Origin of the sequence: Bacteroides sp. 41_26 (assembly GCF_949740115.1) — a bacterium.
In the GTDB taxonomy this organism is placed as follows: domain Bacteria; phylum Bacteroidota; class Bacteroidia; order Bacteroidales; family Bacteroidaceae; genus Bacteroides; species Bacteroides nordii.
Map to the genome: position 1 here is coordinate 1 of NZ_CATJGZ010000033.1, position 20,813 is coordinate 20,813.

Annotated in this window: 20 protein-coding genes and 1 tRNA gene; 14 read left to right on the forward strand and 7 right to left on the reverse strand. The window is 40.9% G+C overall.

The annotated features are described in order from the left end of the window. From QX565_RS00485 to QX565_RS00515, 7 genes are all read left to right on the forward strand, one after another. A partial coding sequence (locus QX565_RS00485) for a hypothetical protein (RefSeq protein WP_289290602.1) occupies positions 1–343 on the forward strand: 343 nt, incomplete at its 5' end. Between the two features lie 27 nt (positions 344–370). Continuing rightward, the gene (locus QX565_RS00490) at positions 371–583 is read left to right on the forward strand and encodes a hypothetical protein (protein WP_289290603.1); all 213 of its coding nucleotides are present in this window, start codon (positions 371–373) and stop codon (positions 581–583) included. Next, positions 580–1,068 carry a hypothetical protein gene (locus tag QX565_RS00495; RefSeq protein WP_289290604.1) on the forward strand — a complete coding sequence of 163 codons (489 nt, stop codon included), beginning with the start codon at positions 580–582 and terminating at the stop codon, positions 1,066–1,068. Before QX565_RS00490 ends, QX565_RS00495 begins: the two co-directional genes overlap by 4 nt. A gap of 213 nt (positions 1,069–1,281) precedes the next feature. Beyond that, the gene (locus tag QX565_RS00500) at positions 1,282–1,692 is read left to right on the forward strand and encodes a structural protein P5 (RefSeq protein ID WP_289290605.1); all 411 of its coding nucleotides are present in this window, start codon (positions 1,282–1,284) and stop codon (positions 1,690–1,692) included. Positions 1,693–1,698: 6 nt separating this feature from the next. After that, positions 1,699–2,241, forward strand: coding sequence for a hypothetical protein (locus tag QX565_RS00505; protein WP_289290606.1), 543 nt, complete (start codon positions 1,699–1,701; stop codon positions 2,239–2,241). Continuing rightward, entirely contained in the window at positions 2,238–5,801 is a 3,564-nt protein-coding gene (locus QX565_RS00510; RefSeq protein WP_289290608.1) for a phage tail tape measure protein, read from the forward strand. Before QX565_RS00505 ends, QX565_RS00510 begins: the two co-directional genes overlap by 4 nt. Before the next feature lie 2 nt (positions 5,802–5,803). Next, positions 5,804–7,606 (forward strand): hypothetical protein, encoded by a 1,803-nt coding sequence (locus QX565_RS00515; protein WP_289290609.1) that lies wholly within the window; start codon positions 5,804–5,806, stop codon positions 7,604–7,606. Between the two features lie 56 nt (positions 7,607–7,662). Here QX565_RS00515 and QX565_RS00520 read toward each other — a convergent pair whose 3' ends face one another. The 4 genes from QX565_RS00520 to QX565_RS00535 form a co-directional block, all read right to left on the reverse strand. Continuing rightward, positions 7,663–8,067: a DUF5053 domain-containing protein gene (locus QX565_RS00520; protein ID WP_289290610.1), complete on the reverse strand. Its 405-nt coding sequence runs from the start codon at positions 8,065–8,067 to the stop codon at positions 7,663–7,665. A gap of 42 nt (positions 8,068–8,109) precedes the next feature. Then, on the reverse strand, positions 8,110–8,295 hold the full coding sequence (locus QX565_RS00525; RefSeq protein WP_289290611.1) for a hypothetical protein: 186 nt from the start codon (positions 8,293–8,295) through the stop codon (positions 8,110–8,112). A 117-nt stretch (positions 8,296–8,412) separates the two neighbouring features. Continuing rightward, entirely contained in the window at positions 8,413–9,600 is a 1,188-nt protein-coding gene (locus QX565_RS00530) for a tyrosine-type recombinase/integrase (RefSeq protein WP_289290613.1), read from the reverse strand. Between the two features lie 144 nt (positions 9,601–9,744). After that, positions 9,745–9,817, reverse strand: a tRNA-Met gene (locus QX565_RS00535). Positions 9,818–10,053: 236 nt separating this feature from the next. Between QX565_RS00535 and QX565_RS00540 the strand changes: the two genes are divergently transcribed. Genes QX565_RS00540 through QX565_RS00550 form a run of 3 tightly spaced genes read left to right on the forward strand, consistent with a single transcriptional unit; the run spans position 10,054 to position 12,088 of the window. Beyond that, positions 10,054–10,644 carry a TetR/AcrR family transcriptional regulator gene (locus tag QX565_RS00540; RefSeq protein WP_221650931.1) on the forward strand — a complete coding sequence of 197 codons (591 nt, stop codon included), beginning with the start codon at positions 10,054–10,056 and terminating at the stop codon, positions 10,642–10,644. 16 nt (positions 10,645–10,660) lie between these two features. Then, a complete protein-coding gene (gene fabG / locus QX565_RS00545; RefSeq protein ID WP_195350526.1) occupies positions 10,661–11,407 on the forward strand; it encodes a 3-oxoacyl-[acyl-carrier-protein] reductase in 747 nt (248 codons plus the stop codon). Between the two features lie 9 nt (positions 11,408–11,416). After that, the gene (locus QX565_RS00550) at positions 11,417–12,088 is read left to right on the forward strand and encodes an RluA family pseudouridine synthase (RefSeq protein WP_221650932.1); all 672 of its coding nucleotides are present in this window, start codon (positions 11,417–11,419) and stop codon (positions 12,086–12,088) included. Positions 12,089–12,453: 365 nt separating this feature from the next. Here the strand turns inward: QX565_RS00550 and QX565_RS00555 are convergent, their stop codons facing one another. The 3 genes from QX565_RS00555 to QX565_RS00565 all read right to left on the reverse strand — a co-directional run bounded on the left by QX565_RS00555 (position 12,454) and on the right by QX565_RS00565 (position 14,582). Beyond that, positions 12,454–12,705 carry a hypothetical protein gene (locus QX565_RS00555; RefSeq protein WP_221650933.1) on the reverse strand — a complete coding sequence of 84 codons (252 nt, stop codon included), beginning with the start codon at positions 12,703–12,705 and terminating at the stop codon, positions 12,454–12,456. Between the two features lie 76 nt (positions 12,706–12,781). After that, a complete protein-coding gene (locus tag QX565_RS00560) occupies positions 12,782–13,024 on the reverse strand; it encodes a hypothetical protein (protein ID WP_289290620.1) in 243 nt (80 codons plus the stop codon). Between the two features lie 217 nt (positions 13,025–13,241). Continuing rightward, positions 13,242–14,582, reverse strand: coding sequence for a sigma-54-dependent transcriptional regulator (locus QX565_RS00565; RefSeq protein WP_289290621.1), 1,341 nt, complete (start codon positions 14,580–14,582; stop codon positions 13,242–13,244). 91 nt (positions 14,583–14,673) lie between these two features. On the opposite strand from QX565_RS00565, the gene QX565_RS00570 reads away from it, so the two are divergent. The 4 genes from QX565_RS00570 to QX565_RS00585 all read left to right on the forward strand — a co-directional run bounded on the left by QX565_RS00570 (position 14,674) and on the right by QX565_RS00585 (position 20,809). After that, positions 14,674–15,522: a peptidylprolyl isomerase gene (locus QX565_RS00570; RefSeq protein WP_221650936.1), complete on the forward strand. Its 849-nt coding sequence runs from the start codon at positions 14,674–14,676 to the stop codon at positions 15,520–15,522. A gap of 1 nt (position 15,523) precedes the next feature. After that, positions 15,524–16,768 (forward strand): M16 family metallopeptidase, encoded by a 1,245-nt coding sequence (locus tag QX565_RS00575; protein ID WP_221650937.1) that lies wholly within the window; start codon positions 15,524–15,526, stop codon positions 16,766–16,768. 144 nt (positions 16,769–16,912) lie between these two features. Continuing rightward, the gene (locus QX565_RS00580; RefSeq protein ID WP_221650938.1) at positions 16,913–18,253 is read left to right on the forward strand and encodes an MATE family efflux transporter; all 1,341 of its coding nucleotides are present in this window, start codon (positions 16,913–16,915) and stop codon (positions 18,251–18,253) included. A 93-nt stretch (positions 18,254–18,346) separates the two neighbouring features. Then, positions 18,347–20,809: an ATP-binding response regulator gene (locus QX565_RS00585; protein WP_289290623.1), complete on the forward strand. Its 2,463-nt coding sequence runs from the start codon at positions 18,347–18,349 to the stop codon at positions 20,807–20,809. Positions 20,810–20,813: the final 4 nt, after the last annotated feature.

The following is a 20,813-nucleotide window of genomic DNA, read 5'->3' on the forward strand; positions in this document are numbered from 1 at the left end:
GCCGGACGGAACGGAACGCGTTGTACAGGGAATTACTGTTTATAATGCGGATATTTATCCTACCCACATGGTTTGGGGCCGGTATATGGATTTGATTGCAGCCAAAGAAGGCGGTTCCACTTCTTCACATTGGTTTGACAGGTTCTATGTGGGTACTGGGCTTTCTCGTGTGGTGTATCGGTCGTTCAGCTACGCGAGCGCGTATGGCGGTGTTTCGTGTGCGAGCGCGAGTGACGTTTCATCGAACACGTACGCGAACATTGGCGTTCGGCTTGCCTTTAGGGGCATAATACGCTGGGCGGGTAGCGTCTCGGCCTTTAAGGCCATAAATCAGGCTGATTAAGATAAAAAAATAGCAACGTAAAACGTTGTGCGAGTAGCGCAGGCGTCCGGAAGTAAGACGGGTGCCGGTGCTTCCTGCCAACAGCAACCGTTTACGGCTGGAAAGGGGAAAAATAAAGCGCAGAATGGGGTGGCAGGAACTTTTTTCGAAGAAGCCCGGTCCGGGGGAATTGAAGAGGTACATTGCAAAGGTGAAGTAAATGAAAAAAGGATTGATAATTATATATTTTACTTGAAATGATACGAATTTATGCAGACAGCAAGGCGGAACCGGTAAGATGCACCAACCGCCGCCGGGGAATCTGGCGTATTACGTGGGATTACCGGGAAACAGAGACACCCGAAGGAGTGCAACGCAGTTACATGGAAGAGACGTTCGACCATAGACCCGCACTGGCAGAAATCAAGGCGGTTATTAATGAATGGTATAACCGGCAGATAACCGACACGATCGAAAGCGGGTACGTGTGGAACGGTTTGAAAGTCTGGCTTTCCATGGAGAACCAGATGAATTATAAGACGGCGTACGATCTTGCAATACAGACAGGCGGGGAAAACCTTCCTGTGACGTTTAAGTTCGGGACGGATGAATGTCCTCAGTACCGGACATTTGAGAAGTTAGAGGAGTTGACGGATTTCTATACGAAAGCGATGAAATACATACAGGATACTTTGTATGAGGGGTGGAGGAAGAAAGACGGGTTGGACTTGAATTTATATCAATAAATAAAAACCGCCTTACTTTCACAAGTAGGGCGGTAAAATTTAGGATGTTTTCTCATTTAGAGAAAGTACTATGAAAGACGATATAAAGATAGTATAATTATTATTTCGTTGTTATCGATAATTTATATTTGATTTTAATAAGGAGATTTTTTGTGTCCTATTTACTCCGCTTTTTCACTTTTAGTTTTGTGCTCATCATTAAAAAAAACTTATATGAGCACATCAAGAGGTATTCGTAATTGTAATCCCTTAAACATTCGTCGTAATTCAACGAAGTGGCAGGGGCTACGTACAGAGCAGACTGATTCTGCTTTCTTCCAATTTATTAGTATGCCGTATGGCTATCGTGCGGCTATCAGAACACTTGTGACGTATTACAATAAATACGGTCTCAAGACAATTCGGGGCATTGTATCGCGATGGGCACCACCCTCTGAGAATAACACAGAGAACTATATTAATGTGGTTGCGAAACGTTCCGGCTTTTCTCCGGATGTGGAGATTGACATCTATGATGCGGATACGATGATCGCTATTGTGTCGGCTATGAGCTTTGTTGAGAATGGTGTAGAAGCTGATGAAAACGAAGTGCGTCAAGGCTATTTGTTAGCTTTTGCATCCTAATTCGCGATGGCTGAAGAGCATCTGATGACAGTAGAAGAGTTCAATCAGGCTGCTACGAAATGGGCACTAAAAATTCGTGCACAATCACGTAGTAGCTTGAGCAGGACTCATGCATCCGGGCGGCTTGCAATTCTTCTTGAACAGTTTGTTGACAAAGGATCTTCCGATAAGCCGGCATATAAGATCAAGTTCAATTTTCTTCGATATGGTGTTTTCAGGGCGTATGGTGCCGGACGTGGTTATGTCATTGTGAACGGTGTACCGGTTCGCGGTTATCGGGTTCGATCAGACAGTGATATTAAAAAGAAACTATTTGGGGGAGAAGCTAAGGAAATGCTGGAGAATGGTTACAGAACACGCGAGATCAATGTAGCTAAAAAAGTTATTAAAGACCAGAGGAGGGTTATGCGTACCCCACTTGATTGGATTGACCAGCACATTCAGGCAAATATCAACCATTTGGCAGATGCCGTACAGGAATTTTATGGTGACGAAGCTCTTCGAAATATGCTCAGAAATTTCAATCAAATTAAAATCGTCAAAAAATGAGTACTAATAAGGATGTCAGAAGAGGTATTGTTCTCTATCTCGATGGTAAGGAGGTTGTCAATAATATTACTGCTATTGAAGCCGAATGCCGTAAATTGGTCAAGGACCAGAAGTCAATGACAAGAGGTTCTAAAGAGTATATAGAACAGGGGAAGAAGATACGTATGCTTAAAGGCATTCTTGCCGAACACAATCAACAACTTAGGGCTATTGACCAGACACAAAAGATGTCTTTATCAAAAGGGGTTGATTTATTTAATAAATACGCAGCATCAATAACAGCCGTAGTTGCAGCCTTAACAGGTGTAGTACTTAAACTGAATACATTCCGCAATTTATTAAATGAGCGTGAAGAGTCGAAAGCCAACGTGAAGGCACTGACCGGTTTGGATGATGACGCTATCGACTGGATGGAGCAAAAGGCGGTTGAGCTTTCTACCACAATGGATGAATCCGGGCTTCGTATTCGTCAGAGTGCAAGCGAGATCATGGAAGCCTATATGATGGTCGGTTCAAATAAACCGGAACTTCTTGAGAGCAAAGAAGCATTGAATGCTGTCACCGTTGAGACAATGCGTTTGGCCACTGCTTCGGGGATGTCTCTTACTAAGTCGGTGGATGCAACGACTACTGCATTAAATCAATACGGTGCCAGTGCTGACGATGCGTCAAGGTATGTAAATGTACTGGCTGCCGGTTCCAAATTCGGTGCGGCTAATGTAGAACAACAATCTGCTGCCATCTTAAAAGCCGGTACTATTGCGGCAAACTCTAATATTTCGATTGAGGAATTGGTCGGTACGATTGAGATGTTGGGCGAAAAAGGTATTAAAAGTGAGATTGCCGGTACCGGACTTAAAACTTTCTTCACCCGTTTGGCAACAGGAGCTACTGATACAAATCCTAAAGTAGTGGGTTTGGCAACCGCGCTTGATAATCTGAATGCAAAGGTAGAAGCAGCTGAGCGGCAGAATGTAGGTGACGGTACAGCACTACTGAAGAAACTTTTTGGTGATGAAGGCATGCAGACAGCCATGATCCTCTCTCAGAATACTGAGAAGGTCAATGAGTATACTCAGGCAGTAACCGGTACCAGTATTGCTTATGAACAGGCCGCAATTAATTCCGATACGGCTGTCGCCAAGTTGGATCAAGTGAGAAATGAATTAAATGAACAGGGTATTATTCTGATGCAGGAGCTGAATCCCGCTATAACGAAAACTTTGTCCCATTTGGTTAACTGGTCCAGATATACCGTAACACTTGTGCGCTTTATTGCAGATCACCGGTCGGCTTTGGCCATGTTGACAACTGCCATTGCTTTATATTGGGTTTGGATAAACAAAAAAATCATTTTAGATAAGTTGCAGGTCTTGTGGAATACTAAAGTTTTTACTTCCACAAAGGCGGTTAGTGCTGCACTGAAAGCAAATCCCTGGTTGGCTGTTGCTTCCGCAATTTTATTGGTAGTGGGGGCACTGGTAGATTATCAACGGAATCAGAATAAAATTACTCAATCTATGCGTTCTTTTGAATCTATCAACAAAAAGGTGGCAGATGAGTATGGCGGGCAGGCGGCAAATATTGATCGGTTGACGCAAATGATAAACAATAACAATCTTTCTCTTGCTATTCGTCGGGAGAAATTAGAGGAACTTAAAAAGATCATTCCGGATTATAATGCAGAATTGACGGATGAGGGTACGATTATTAATAATAATACCGAAGCTATAAAAAAATATCTGGTGGAGTTGGAGAAACAGATCAAGATGAAAGCTGCGGAAGAAGAACTTGAGGAATTAATTAAGAAGCAGCGCCTTACGAAAAAACGGTTACTTAAAGAAAAGGACGAAGAGAAGAATGCAGCGGCTTCTTTGGCCGGAGCCAGATTTGCAGCTTCACAGCAATCTTCTTCTCTTTCTACATCTGGGACAAAAGCGTTGAACATAGGCTTAAATCAAAGTGTGAAACAAATGGAAACATTGCATGATGTTGCTGTCAAAGTGGTACGTGCAACCGAAGGTGAACTAAAAGAATTAGCGGCCGCGATTGAGGATGTTAATAAAGAAATAGCTTCTACTTCTGTTATAACAATTGAGACTGATGATCAGAAAACGGGTGGAAATGGTGGTACCGGTGGAGAGTCTGAGATAGAAGCTAAAAAAAGAATAAAAAAAGAGCTGGAAGAAATCGAGACTGCATACCTGAAGCGGCAGAATGAGCTAAAGCAGCAGTATATGCGAGATGAAACAATGACTCAACAGGATTACGCTAATGAACTTGAAAAACTGGAGCTTGAGAAGCTTGATAAGCAGTTGGCGATTGTCGGTCTTGAACCTGATGCACGCGAGAAGATCAGTCAAAAGATAGTTGATATTTCATTAACCACAAAGCAGAAGATCGAGAGTATTTTAGAGTCTATTACCAAAGAGAGTTTAAATGAATATCAGAAACAAAAAGCGGAATTGGAGAAGCATGAGAACGAGGAACTGGAGGTTTTGCAAAAGGCACTTGATCAGAAATTAATATCTGTACAGAAGTATGAAGAAACGCTTTTGGCCATTAAGAAAAAGTATGCTGAGAAAGTTAAGAAAATAGAGAAGAAACGTACTAAGGAGGAATCTGCTGCAATACGGTTACAGTATAGTGATCAGGTTCAAAGTATAATAGATGATGCAGATGGTGATCTTAAGAAATTTAATTTTAAAGGATTCTTTTCTAAAATCAGTTCTTCTGCCTTTGAAATGAGACAGGATATACAAACAGCATTCTCTGAGGATGATCCTATGTTTACACCGTTGATGGAACAAGTTACGGAGTTAGAAGAACATGCAAGAGAGAAAATGGAAGAGTTTGCCAATGATATTGTAGACGCATTATCATCTATTGGTGAGAGTTTTGCAGACTTTTTCACGAATGAAGAGACGGATTTCGGAGACTTCATGGGTAACATCTTGACGATTCTACTTGATTTTTTGCAGAAACAGTTGATTGCTACACAGGCGAATGCAATTGCTACTATATTGATGAAGGATATAACGCTTCATGGATTAGTTGGTATAGCTAAGGCTTCAGCTAAGATAGTACTTATAACGGCAGCATTTGAAACGGCCAAAGGAATATTAGGTGGTTTCTATACCGGTGGCTATACTGGCGGTGGTGATTGGGATGAACCTAAAGGTGTGGTACATTCCAACGAGTTCGTTGCAAATCGTTTTGCGGTTGCTAATCCTGCTGTACGTCCGGTTTTGGACTTGATCGATGTCGCTCAACGTACAGGTTCGATTGATAATCTTTCAAGTGATGATATTGCAGCCGTTACCGGCAGAAGTGATTTTTCTCCTGTAACGGTGGTTTCTTCTCCTGTTCCTGTTCCGGATCACGGCAGTGATGACGAAGTTAAGTTCTTGCTAATAGAGTGTTCCCGGCTGATGAAGCAAATGAGAGAGCGGTTAAAAGAGCCATTAATGGCGCGTACCTATGCTAACGGCAAGGGGGGGACAATGGAAGCCGAAGAGCTTGTAAATAAAATGAAACGAAATGCACAAAGGAGAAGATAATTATGACAATTTTATATTTAAATGACAAACAATGTGCGATGCCGGCGGATTTTTCATTTACATTAAAAAAAACTTCGCTGTTTTGGAATGAAGAGACGGACCACACATTCGATCTCGATCTTGATCTGTCATCATCTGATAATCGAATTATTTTTGGTCATATCGATCGTTACAATGTCAATAAGCAGATACCCGATATGACAGCTAAGTTAATCGTAAATAACCGGCTTATATTGGTGGGTGACGTGTACTTGTTAGATATCAACGGTGACATCATAACGATACAGATTGTCAGCGAAGGGACTTCTTTCTCTTATAAATCAGAGGATACGACTGATCAGGAGGGCAGCCGCATGGTTTACGATCTCCATTTAGGTACAATACAAGACACAAAAATAACCTCAGAGGATGCACTTAATTCCCTGCAAGCGTGTTATCCTGATCGTAAATACGTTTGTCTGCCTACCTTGTACAAGTACAAACGTCGTGTTGTTTTGAATACGAATATGTCTACATCTGTCTGGGATGGAATTGCGAATTGTGTCTCTCCTGACAATTTACAGGATTGGGTCCCGGATAGACCGTTTATCGGCCATCCTTATTTATTATTTATCATAGAGAGAATCGCCGGAGCATTAGGATATACGATTCGGCGTAATGACCTGTTAGACGATGAACAGGCCTGCCGTGAATTTGTTGTGACTGCTTTTTCTTCGTTGCAACTGGTTAATCATCTACCATCATGGACGGTAGCGAAATTTTTCCGTGAGATTGAGAAGCACTTTAATGCGCTTTGTCTCTTTAACCGGATTAGCAAAACCATTGATATTTATACTTTTCGCAATGAGATACGAATGCAGCGTATTTCATATATTGATAAGGTATTGGATAAACCAGATGTTAAGTTTGAAGAGGATAGTGTAAATATTGAGCGGAATTTTTCTGACGTATCATATAATTTCCCGTCCGGATATTCTTTTTTTAAAGAAGCTGATTTCAGTGAAGATTTGATGTCACAATGTACTGTTATAGAGGTTACTTCTCTTGACGATGTGGCCGCCTACGACTCTAAGGTGATAAGTCGTTATAATGGTATAGATTTAATTCGCAGACGTGAAGAGACAACTTCAGCAGAACAGGGGTATTACGAATATATTGTGCCGGTTAACTTATTCCGGCATAAAGGCGATGAGACAGGTGGTCTCGATTTAGATATCGTGCCTTGTATCTATTCAGTAGGACATGCGAAGTTTTGTGCTATTCCTGGCGGGGAGAGGATTAATACTGCATATAAGGTTCCGGTAATTGTTGCATGCAATGAGATCGAGCAAGAAGAATCTGCCGATCAGGGGCTGAATGATATGATAGAAAACGGTGTACAGGAGCGAAAAAGAAATGTTGCGGAACAGTTATTTATTGGTGTTTATAATGGGATTCAAAAGCAAACATTTAAACTTGCAGAGTATACCCACTTCTTTGAATATCCGGAGATATCCGTACCACTCATGATCGATACACCCAATGATAATCCGTTATTAGGTAAAAAGGTACTTTATCAAAAGGAACAGAAATATAGCTTGCAGCTCACAGGGGCAAACAGTTTATCGGAGCATTATTACTCTTCTGAATTTCTAATGCAGAATAAATACTATTATAAGATAAAATTCCCGGTAACTGATATTATAGAGCCGGGTGAAGCTGTATTAAGAAACCGGAGGATGTTTTGTTCTTCGATTGAATATTTAGTGACCGCGCAGGGGCTTGATGTTATTGCAGAGGGAGAATTCTACGAAATAAAGGTATAAAAAAGCCCTGCAAATGGCTCAATTTGCAGGGCGGTGTCAAAATAAAAGCATAACCATTACGCAATGGATATTGAGCCTATTTCTTTAGCTATATCTTTCAGGGCATTATTGAATATGGCCTTTTCCTTTTCATTTAGCGTATAAACACGACCTCGTACTTTGGTACCGTTGATTCGTTGGTATAGCCAAGAAGTACTTTTATTGAAATAGTTTTTAGCAATGTATGAGATAGGAAGTATTTCATAGTTTTTTTGTAACTGTTTTTTTATGATCATACTATCCAATTCTTCATTAACAGACTTTATTTCATTTTCAATCTGCTTGCATTCATTGAGAAGATAATCTTTTATAATTTCTTTGTCTGAAGGACTGTTATATTTTTCTTTAATGGCTAATAACGCCAGGTCTAAAGCTTCTCCCTGAAGTGATTCTGTTTTTTTAAGTTCCTCAAGTAATTTCATATTGATTTCTTTTTTTTGCCCCTCACTGAGAGGGGCTTGTTATTATTTCTTTTTGAGTTTCTCTTTGATATCGTCTCTCTTTTTTAATGTTTCCGAAAGCAATTCTAATAACCGGTCGATTTTGTCACTCATGTCTGTTTCCAGTACTCTTGCTTTTCGTTGTGTCATCATGATTGCTGCCTTTAGTCTTTCAATGTGCAGCTCAATTTTTTCTAACTCATTTTCCATTGTTCTTTTTTTATGGTTAATACTTACTTATTTTGACATCACAAAGATACATAATATTTTTGTTATGCTAAAGAAATACATAATATTTTTGTGATGTATTTGTTTGTTTTTTGAGAATTAGAGATTTCCTTCATAATTTTTTAGTTCCGGATGTGCCAATAGTTGTTCTTTTCTCACGTACTTGTTTGTTGTAGCGACAGACGAGTGACGTGCCTGATCTTTTGCGATGGTTAGACCGACACGATCGATAGTGTCGGTTATGCCGGTATCTTTAAGGCTATAAAATTGATAACTTTTAGGGAATTCCAATTTCTCCCGTACTTTTATCCACTTTTCGCGGAAAATACGGCTATCGGAACGTTCTTTGTTAGGCCTGAATCCTGTACCGAATAGATAGTAGTCGCCCGGATAGCTAAATATCCCGCGATCGATCATCATTTTGATAACCTTTGCCGGTATAGTGACTTTTGCGTCTTTCCGGTTTTTACTAACCTCTTTACTTATGAATAGAGTCTGGTCGCGGACGCTGATGTCATTGATTTGCACGAAAGTTAATTCATTAGGGCGGATGAGAGTATAATAATGTATCTGGCAGGCTAAAAGGAAATCTTTGTCATGTTCGGACAAATATTCGTTCAGCCTTTTCATATCTGTTTCAGATAGTGGTTTTCGCTGTTTATCCTTCTCTCTAAGTGGAGTTATTTTTTCTGCCGGATTCTCTGATATGTAGCCGTTTGACTTTAAATAACTACAAAACGAAGATAGCCAATTTAAATAGTTGTTCCGAGTGCGTGGAGTGGTATTACGATCAATATATATGTGCTCAAGAAAACCCTCAATGTAGCTTTGGTTTAACTGATAAACATAGATTATTTTTTCAGGCAGTGCTTCATTGTATTCTTTTAGGTGCTTGAGACGACATTTATAATCATCGATTGTTTTTTTCTTTATAACATCATCTTTAAAGAGCTTATTCAAATAGGTGGTGTATCGTTCTAAGACAGTGGGATATAGAGTAAAACCTCTTTTCCCGCACTCTTGTATGAGCGGATTCCAACCTTGTTTTAGTTTTATAGAAACTTCGTCCCGGAAGCGTAAGGCAGCTTCGTCCCGGTCTTTCTTATTATGAATGTGGTTGAATTTCTTCCGGATGCGGCGTAATCGTGGTGTTCCTGCTAATACTGATTCCGGATCAAGTACGTAGAAGTACACGTACTTTTCTTTTCCTTTCCTATTATATATAGGCAAACGGAATTTTTCAATTTCCGCAAAAGATAACTTATTGTTCTTGAGTTCAGACAACATTTTTTTTACATTGTTTCGTTCCCGTAACAATGCAGCCGTTAATACTCGATTTACAAATAGATTTGTTTTGTCCCGTTTTTGTCCCGGTACAAAACGAAAAAACGGAATAACTAATTGATTTACAATTAATTATTCCGTATGTTGTTGCGGAGATCCGACTCGAACGAATGACCTTTGGGTTATGAGCCCAACGAGCTACCAACTGCTCCACTCCGCGATGTTTTCTGAGTGCAAAGGTACGGCTTTTGATTGAATAAGCAAATTATTTCTGAATTATTTTTCTAAAAAAATCCCAATACCCGTTTATTGTATTGATAATGAACAAGGTATATGAGAGATTTTTTCTTGGCATATATTAATATACAAATGTTAATAATCTCGTATTTTTCTTGTAGGGTAGAAAGAAAAGAATTACTTTTGCTCAAATTATTCAGCAATGTGCAATTATAACCTATGACCGTATCAAAAACGAAAGCCAGATTAGTAGACGTCGCCCGTCAGCTTTTTGCGAAGATGGGAGTGGAGAATACCACAATGAATGATATTGCCCTCGCTTCAAAAAAAGGCAGGAGAACCCTCTATACCTATTTTAAGAGTAAGGACGAAATCTATTTGGCGGTCGTTGAGTCTGAGTTGGATATACTCTCGGATATGATGAAACGTGTGGCTGAGAAGAATATTTCACCTGACAAGAAAATCATTGAGATGATTTATACACGGTTGGATGCGGTGAAAGAGGTGGTGTATCGTAATGGGACGTTGCGTGCTAACTTTTTCCGGGATATATGGAGAGTTGAAAAAGTGCGTAAGAAGTTTGATGCAAAGGAGATGGTACTTTTCAAGGGGGTATTGCAGGAAGGTAAAGATAAAGGAGTTTTTCATATCGATGATGTTGACATGACTGCTTCGTTGGTGCATTATTGTGTGAAGGGGATAGAAGTCCCTTATATCCGTGGGCATATAGGAGCTAATCTGGATATGGAAACCCGGAAAAAATATGTAGCCAACATTGTGTTTGGCGCACTTCATAGAACAGAAATTTAATTAAAATCAATTTAGTATGGGATTATTAGATGGAAAGACAGCCATTGTAACGGGTGCTGCTCGTGGTATTGGTAAGGCTATCGCTTTAAAATTCGCTTCAGAAGGAGCAAATATCGCATTCACTGATCTTGTGATTGACGAAAATGCAGAAAATACAGCCAAAGAAATAGAAGCAATGGGCGTGAAAGCTAAAGGATATGCTTCAAATGCTGCTAATTTTGAAGATACTGCAAAAGTAGTAGCAGATATTCATAAGGATTTTGGACGTATTGATATTCTGGTAAATAATGCAGGTATTACACGTGACGGCTTGATGATGCGTATGAGCGAACAGCAGTGGGATATGGTTATCAATGTCAATTTGAAATCTGCATTCAACTTTATCCATGCTTGTACACCGATTATGATGCGTCAGAAAGCTGGTAGCATTATCAATATGGCTTCTGTAGTGGGTGTTCACGGAAATGCAGGACAGGCTAACTATTCTGCTTCAAAAGCAGGTATGATTGGTTTGGCTAAATCTATTGCACAGGAATTGGGCTCTCGTGGTATCCGTGCCAATGCCATTGCTCCGGGCTTTATTATTACAGACATGACTGCTGCTTTGTCTGAGGAGGTAAAGACAGAATGGGCAAAGAAGATTCCTTTGCGTCGTGGTGGTACACCCGAAGATGTGGCTAACATTGCTACATTCCTGGCTTCTGATATGTCTGCTTATGTATCTGGTCAGGTGATTCAGGTAGATGGTGGTATGAATATGTAATTCTTCGGTATGACCGTCATATACGAAGACAATCACATTATAGTAGTCAATAAGACCGCTTCCGAGATCGTTCAGGGAGATAAAACGGGTGATACGCCTCTTTCCGAAACTGTAAAACAGTATTTAAAAGAGAAATATGCAAAGCCCGGCAATGTCTTCATCGGTGTTACTCACCGGCTGGACCGCCCCGTAAGCGGTCTTGTTATTTTTGCCAAAACCAGTAAAGCACTTCCCCGTTTGAATGAAATGTTCAAAAATAGTGAAGTGAAGAAAACTTATTGGGCCATTGTGAAAGACGCTCCGAAGGAACCGGAAGGTGAATTAGTTCATTATCTGGTGCGCAATGAAAAGCAGAATAAGAGTTATGCTTATGATAAAGAAGTACCTAATAGTAAGAAGGCGATTCTTCACTATCGGCTTATAGGTCGGTCACAGAATTATTTTCTTCTGGAGGTTGATCTCAAAACCGGGCGTCATCATCAGATTCGTTGCCAACTTGCTAAGATGGGGTGTCCCATAAAGGGGGATTTGAAATATGGTTCGCCACGTTCCAATCCCGATGGCAGTATTTGTCTGCATGCACGGCATGTGCAATTTATACATCCTGTGTCTAAGGAATTGATAGAGTTGGATGCTCCTGTTCCTGCAGGAAGTTTGTGGAATGGGTTTGAGATGTTCTGATATAATCGTTTGTATGAATCCCTTCAATAGATTGCTACCTTTATCTTATTATTAACAGTACACTTTCGGGTAGTAAAGTAATAGCTTTCAACCAGAGATAATTCAAAGGTTTAATAGTAAAAACATCCCCATGTTCTTGCTGAAAACACCCGGATGTTTTGATGTAGAACATCCGGGTGTTATCTGTCAGAACATCTGGGTGTTTTTGTAGCAGATATAGGGCTTTATGCTGTGTATAATAATGATATACAGTATCCTAAGCAAGTATACTTTAGTGTATAAAGAGTGTATACTTTGGGTATACAAAAAAGCCATCCCCGGAATAGACGAAGCAGGGATGGCTTTTTATGGTAGTGTGCTTACTATTATTCGGCAGACTGAGCAGGAGTTTCTGTTGAAGCGGGGGCGTCAGTAGCCGGAGCATTTTGGGCCGGTTCTTCTGCTTTAGGCTCTTCAGCTTTAGGTTCTTCCTTTGCAGGCTCAGAAGTTGTTGTTTCCTCTGTGCTTTCTGTTTTTTCAGTTGCAGGCTGAGTTTTAACAGGATCTTGAGCCAATGCAAAGGCTGAACCACCACAAACAAACATAAACATTGCTACTACTAATACTAACTTTTTCATAATTTCTTTGCTTTAAAGAAGTAATCTTTTAATTGATTTCAATTCTCTCGTGTTAAGGTTGGTTAGGTTTTATATCTTATTCAGCAGCAGGAGTTTCTGTTGTCGGAGCGTCCTGTGCCGGAGCTTCTGCGGCAGGTACATCTGTTTTAGGCTCTTCAGCTTTGGGTTCTTCCTTTGCAGGCTCAGAAGTTGTTGTTTCCTCTGTGCTTTCTGTTTTTTCAGTTGCAGGCTGAGTCTTAACAGGATCCTGAGCCATTGCAAAGATTGAACCACCACAAACAAACATAAACATTGCTACTATTAATACTGATTTTTTCATGACTATATATTTTTAAGTTATTTGTATCGTTGGGGCTTTGTTACTGAACGCTTACGGTTATATAAGTTCAAAGGATGTGCCAAAAAAAATATGTACTCCTGTAAGTGCCTTGTATATAGATGCTTATTTGCTTATTCTGCTTTTGGAGCGTGTAGAAAAGTGTGGAAATGTGTGTGGGGTGTAGAAGAAAGGTGTGGAAATAATCCACACCTTTTTATTATAAGTCGATCCCGTAGAGTTTGAGTTTATTATAGAGCGTTTTTCTGTCAATATCCAGCAGTTGTGCCGCTTTACTTTTGTTGTTACCTGTCTGTCTTAGTGCTTCAAGGATATGTTCTTTTTCCGTTTCTTCATTCTTTAAAGAAATATTAGACGGAGTGGAAGATATTTCAAGCAGATCTGTACCTAACTCAACGGGAGTAATGAAGCTTCCTTGTGCTAGTAAAGTTGCCCGTTTGATAATGTTTTTCATTTGCCGTAAATTACCCGGCCAATGATAATCGAGTAACATTCGCGAGGCTTTGGCATCGAATCCGATCAGTTGTTTGTCTAACTCTCTGTTGGCCTGATCGAGGAAGAAATTGGCGAATAATAAAATATCTTCTCCACGTTCTTTAAGAGTTGGCATTCGTAACGTAAACTCATTGATACGATGATACAGATCCTGGCGGAAACTTCCTTTTTCTATTGCCAGTTCCAGATTCTCATTGGTAGCAGAAACGAGACGAATGTCTACTGTAATTTCTTGTGTAGACCCCAGCGGGCGTATTTTGCGTTCCTGAAGGGCACGGAGTAACTGTATCTGTACCTCGTAGCTGAGATTGCCTATCTCATCAAGGAAAATAGTACCACCATTGGCGGCTACGAAAGCACCGGTCTTGTCTGTTAGTGCACCGGTAAAAGAACCTTTTATGTGACCAAAAAACTCCGAAGCTGCCAGTTCTTTGGGAATGGAACCGCAGTCGATGGCTATAAAAGGTTTATCAGCTCGTTTACTGAGTTGATGGATACGATGGGCTATATACTCTTTTCCTGTTCCACTGGCACCATTAATAAGAACAGACATATTGGTTGGTGCTACCAGCCCCACATAATTATATAATTGCTTGGCGGCATCACTTTCACCTTCCAGATAAGCATGTTTTGGGTCAGGGGTAACTGAGTGTTGGCTTTTGGCGGATAAAGGTTTCCCATTTTCTTTGCCTTGTAAGGCTTCGGACATTTTTTTGAGAAGTTCTTCCGGATTCACCGGTTTGGCTATATAGTCCCGTGCACCCAGTTTGATGGCCTGGACTGCCGACTGTATATCTGCATATCCGGTCATGATAATCAACGGGATATCCATATGCTGTTCATTCATCCATTTTAATAAATGGATACCGTCATGATCGGGCAGGCGGAGATCGGAGAGAATTAAGTCGGGCATTTGTGCTTCGATACATTTCTTTGCCCGGGCAATGTTACTTGCCGAGTTCACCTCAAATCCTTTTTTCCCTAACCAGGTTTTCAGCATCATGCCGAAGGTTATATCATCTTCAACTATTAATATGGATTTCATGATATTATCTTTAGCCATTTTGTGAGTTACAAAGGTAAGAGGTTTTAGACGAAAATCGTATATTTGCAAACTTAAATTAATTGAAAGCGTTATGAAAAGGAATTTATTGATACTATTAACAATATTGGTTTGTGGAGCTGTAGCTTCTTGTAAACCAGGTCAAAAGAAAAATGTAGATATGGAAAATCAGAAAGAAACAATGTTGAAGATTGAAACTTCGCTTGGAGATATTAAAGTGAAACTTTACAATGAAACTCCGAAGCACAGAGATAATTTTATTAAACTGGCTAAAGAAGGTATGTACAACGGTACACTGTTCCACCGTGTGATAAAAGATTTTATGGTGCAGGCCGGTGATCCGGATTCCAAGAATGCTCCGAAGGGTAAAATGCTGGGTGCCGGTGATGTTGGATATACCATTCCTGCTGAGTTTGTTTATCCGAAATATTTCCATAAAAAAGGTGCTTTATCGGCAGCTCGTCAGGGAGACAATGTGAATCCGAATAAGGAGTCGTCCGGTTGCCAGTTCTATATTGTAACCGGAAAGGTATACAATGATTCTACTTTACTGGGTATGGAGCAGCAGATGAACGAAAACAAACTGACTAATATTTTTAATGGGTTGGCGCAGAAACATATGAAGGAAATTTATAAGATGCGTAAAGCCAATGATGAGGATGGATTGTACGATTTGCAGGAAAAATTGTTTGCACAGGCCCAGGAAGAAGCAGCTAAGCAGCCGGAATTTCATTTTACTAAAGAACAGATAGAAGCTTATACTACTGTAGGTGGCACTCCTCATCTGGATGGTGAATACACAGTGTTTGGTGAGGTCGTTGACGGTATGGATATTGTAGACAAGATACAGAATGTGAAGACTGACCGTAGTGACCGTCCGGAAGATGATGTGAAAATTATTAAAGTATCTGTATTAGATTAAGATGTTAAAGATAAACAGGCATATTTTAGCCAATGGGCTGAGGCTGGTGCACTCACAGGATGATAGTACCCAGATGGTAGCTCTTAATATATTATATAATGTAGGAGCGAGAGACGAACATCCCGAACATACAGGGTTTGCTCATCTTTTTGAGCATCTTATGTTTGGTGGTTCAGTGAATATCCCCGATTATGATGCTCCGCTTCAACTTGCCGGCGGGGAAAATAATGCCTGGACAAATAATGACATCACTAATTATTATCTTACCGTTCCCCGCCAGAATGTAGAAACAGGTTTCTGGTTGGAGTCCGATCGCATGTTGAGTCTTGATTTTAATGAACGTAGTCTGGAAGTTCAGCGGGGAGTGGTAATGGAGGAATTTAAACAACGTTGCCTCAATCAGCCTTATGGCGATGTGGGGCATCTGTTGCGTCCGCTTGCTTATAAAGAGCATCCTTATCAATGGCCTACTATCGGTAAAGAATTGTCACACATCGCTAATGCCACGTTGGGCGAGGTGAAAGATTTCTTTTTCCGATTCTATGCGCCCAATAATGCAGTACTTGCTGTAACCGGAAATATCTCCTTTGAAGAGACAGTGGACCTTACCGAGAAGTGGTTTGGAACTATTCCGTGCAGGGATGTTCCGATACGCCGGTTGCCGCAGGAACCTGTACAAACAGAAGAGCGGCGTTTAACGGTAGAACGCAATGTTCCTCTTGATGCACTCTTTATGGCATTTCATATGTGTGAACGTGCTCATCCTGACTATTATGCATTTGACATCTTGTCAGATATTCTGAGCAATGGACGTTCCAGTCGTCTGAATCAACATCTGGTACAGGAGAAGCAGCTGTTTTCCAGTATTGACGCATCTATTTCGGGCTCGATAGATGCCGGATTGTTTCATATATCCGGTAAACCTTCAGCGGGTGTGTCACTGGAAGAGGCGGAAGCTGCGGTGCGTGAAGAGTTAAAGATACTGCAGAATGAAGCAATCGCTGCACAAGAGCTGGAAAAAGTAAAAAATAAATTTGAGTCTACTCAGATATTTGGTAATATCAATTATCTGAATGTAGCTACTAATCTTGCCTGGTTCGAGCTGAATGGAGAGGCTGAAGATATGGAAAGAGAGGTAGAACGTTATCGGGCTGTAACTGCCGGGCAATTGCAAACTGTAGCACAAGCAGCTTTTGACAAGACTAACGGAGTGGTATTGTATTATAAAAGAGTGAGTAGTGATTAGTGAGTTAGTGATAAGTGAGTAGTGATGGGTGATTAGCGGGCTGCGCTATAGGTTGTAGCCTTTAATATCCATACTTTTTTCTACTCACTTATCACTCATCACTAACTACTCATTACTTATTGTTGATCACTAATCACTACTTTCATGAGATTAAGAAACTTCTATGAAACCTACAAGGGGCATTACAAAGCGTTGTTCCTCCTGGGATTACCCATCGTTATCGGACAGGTGGGAGTCATTATCCTTGGATTTGCTGACACGCTGATGATCGGGCATCATAGCACCAGTGAACTGGGAGCTGCCTCCTTTGTAAATAATGTATTTAACCTGGCTATTATTTTCAGTACAGGTTTTTCCTATGGATTGACCCCCATTGTGGGAAGTTTATATGGAAATAAGAAATTTGCACCTGTTGGTCAGGCTTTGCGCTGTAGCCTGCTGGCAAATCTGCTTGTTGGTTTGTTGCTGACACTGATAATGGGGATTTTGTTTTTGAATATAGAACGGTTAGGACAGCCTGACGAATTGCTTCCACTGATTAAGCCTTATTACATAGTATTGCTCATTTCCCTTGTATTTGTATTGCTTTTCAATGGCTTTAAGCAGTTTACAGATGGTATTACCGATACTAAAACTGCGATGTGGATATTGTTGGGTGGTAATGTTCTGAATATTATCGGGAACTATATCCTGATTAACGGTAAGATCGGTTTTCCGGAATTAGGATTGCTGGGTGCAGGTATTAGTACTTTGTTTTCCCGCATTGTCATGGTGATTGTATTTACTGTGATATTTTTCAATAGCCGTCGTTTCCTGCGTTATAAAGTAGGATTTTTCCGTTTAGGATGGTCACGGCAAATGTTTATCCGCCTCAATGCCTTAGGGTGGCCTGTTGCTTTCCAAATGGGAATGGAAACAGCTTCTTTTAGTTTGAGTGCTGTGATGATAGGCTGGCTGGGTACCATTGCACTGGCTTCACACCAGATAATGTGTGCTATTTCTCAGTTTACGTTTATGATGTTCTATGGCATGGGAGCTGCTGTTGCGGTACGTGTCAGCAATTTTAAAGGACAGGATGATATTGTTAATGTGCGCCGTTCTGCTTATGCCGGTTTTCAGTTGATTATGGCAATGGCGGTGGTACTGGGCGGCATTGTGTTTTTATGCCGCAATTATCTGGGAGGATGGTTCACAGACAATGAGGAGGTATCTGCTATGGTTGTAATGCTGATCATCCCGATGCTTGTTTATCAGCTTGGTGATGGCATGCAAATAAACTTTGCCAATGCTTTGCGTGGTATTTCGGATGTGAAACCGATGATGCTCATAGCATTTATTGCCTATTTTATGATATCTTTGCCAGTAGGTTATTTCTGTGGATTCGTTCTTAACTGGGGTATTACCGGGGTGTGGATGGCTTTTCCTTTTGGATTGACCAGTGCGGGTATTATGCTGTGGTGGCGATTCTACTACAAAACGAAATAATATGCCAATACGCCAATGTGCCAATTACCATGTGGTATCATAGCGCAGCCAATTGGCACATTGGGATATTGGCACATTAAATAATTATTTAATATGACTCCTTCGCGTTTTACCAAAGTAAAGATTGCCATTGGATACTCTCTTCTGCTGGCAATATTACTCTTTTCTCTTGTGTTTGTTCACCGGGAGATGGAGACCCTTTCGGCTTCAGACGATCAACAAAGTCTAATGACGGATAGTCTGTTGGTGCTGTTACGTGAAAAAGATCAGAATACGATCCGGATGCTTCGTGTGTTGAGTGAGGCTAATGATAGTCTTCTGTCCGCCAGAGAGATTGAAGAAATTATAGCTGAACAGGATTCGGTTGTCACTCAACAACGTGTGCAACATCGCGTAATTACCACCCGTGATTCTCTTATTACCAAACCTAAGAAGAAGGGTTTTTTTAAGAGGCTGGCCGAGGCTTTCGTTCCCTCCAAACAAGATACTGCCGTATTGGTAAACACCTCACAAGAGTTTGCTACCGATACGATTCTTGAAGCTTACAATCCTGCCGATTCATTACATCAGAAGATTCGTACCGCCAGCGAGCAGAAGCGGGCAAAGAAGAAAACCACTATCCGGCGGAGAAATGTGCAATTCCGCCGCCTCGATACACAACTGACGGCCCGTATTGATAGTCTGGTGAAAGAGTATGAACAGAATGTTGTGTTACGCGCACAACTCAATGCGCAGAAGGAACAGGATATACGTCAACGTTCTGCCCGTACTATTGGAGGGATTGCTGTAGGTGCCGTGTTGCTTTCTGCCTTTTTTCTTATATTGATCTGGAGAGATATTACTCGTAGTAATCGTTATCGGGCAGAGTTGGAAGACGCGAACCGTCGTGCTGAAGATCTGCTGGAGGCCCGTGAAAAATTAATGCTTGCTATTACTCACGATTTTAAAGCACCTCTTGGATCTATCATAGGTTATACCGATTTGCTGGTTCGTCTTACGGAAGATGAACGTCAGCGTTTCTATCTGGATAATATGAAGAGTTCTTCACAGCATCTGTTGAAACTGGTCAGTGACTTGCTCGATTTCCATCGTCTCGACTTGAATAAAGCGGAAGTCAATCGTGTTACTTTCAATCCCTCACAGCTTTTTGAAGAAATTCGTATTAGCTTTGAACCTCTTACTGTAGCCAAAGGTCTTGTGCTACATTCTAATATCGCTTCGGAACTTGATGACCGTTTTATCAGTGATCCGCTTCGCATTCGTCAGATTGTGAACAACCTGCTTTCCAATGCTGTGAAGTTTACTTCCAAAGGAGAGATTACGCTCTCAGTAAGCTATTCTTCCTCTCGTTTGCACATTGATGTAACGGATACCGGTAAGGGGATGGCAGCCAAAGACCGGGAACGTATTTTTCAGGAGTTTACCCGACTGCCCGGTGCACAAGGTGAAGAAGGTTTTGGACTTGGGCTTTCTATTGTGCACAAACTGGTTACTTTGCTTGAAGGCACAATTGATGTACGGAGTGTAGTAGGTGAAGGGAGCACATTTACAGTGATTCTGCCATTATTCCCCGTAGGTAAAGCCATAGCAGACGATAAGGATAAAAAACAAACTGCAATAAATAAGACTGATACTGTTCCTGTTGCCGAAGAGGATGAAGGACCACAACTTCTGGTTCCTGCAACAAAGATTCTGCTTATCGATGATGATAAAATACAGTTGACACTCACTGCTGCCATGCTTGAGCAGCAGGGTATTCATGCTACTTGTTGTGAGCAACTTGACGAGTTAACAGAGCAACTTCGTGAGAATCATTTTGATGTATTACTTACAGATGTCCAGATGCCCGCAATTAATGGTTTTGATCTGTTGAAGTTACTTCGTGCTTCCAATATCCCCCAGGCAAAAACAATTCCGATTATAGCGGTTACAGCCCGTAGCGATATGAATGAAGCCGAGTTTCTGGAACATGGCTTTGCCGGTTGTCTGCATAAACCATTTACGGTGAAAGAGCTTATTCAATTGACAATTGACAGTGGACAATTGACAGTTGACAGTGGACAGTTGACAGTTGACAGTGGACAGTTGACAGTTGAGAGTGGACAGTTGAGAGTTGACAGTGGACAATTGACAGTGAAGGAGAAGCCATTAGTATGGAGTACAGTAGCGCAGCCCACTGTCAATTGTCAATTGTCAACTGTCAATTCTCTAACTGTCAATTCTCTGAATTTCAAAGCTCTTGCCGCCTTTTCTGAATACGAACCGGAGGCTACACGTTCTATTATTTCTTCCTTTATAGAAGAAACCGAGAAAAATATTGGCCGGATGAAGAAGGCATTGGAGGATGAAGATATGGCTGGTATTGCTGGTATGTCGCACAAATTGCTTCCGTTACTGACTTTGATAGGCGCAGGAAATATAGTGCCGTTACTGTCTTGGCTGGAAGCTCGTCGCGATGAGGACATTTCTGATGAAGTGAAACAAAAAACAGAGGCTGTATTGCCTTTGCTATGGTTAGTTGTAGAGGAGGCAAGGAAGTATTTATTAAACTCCTAAATCT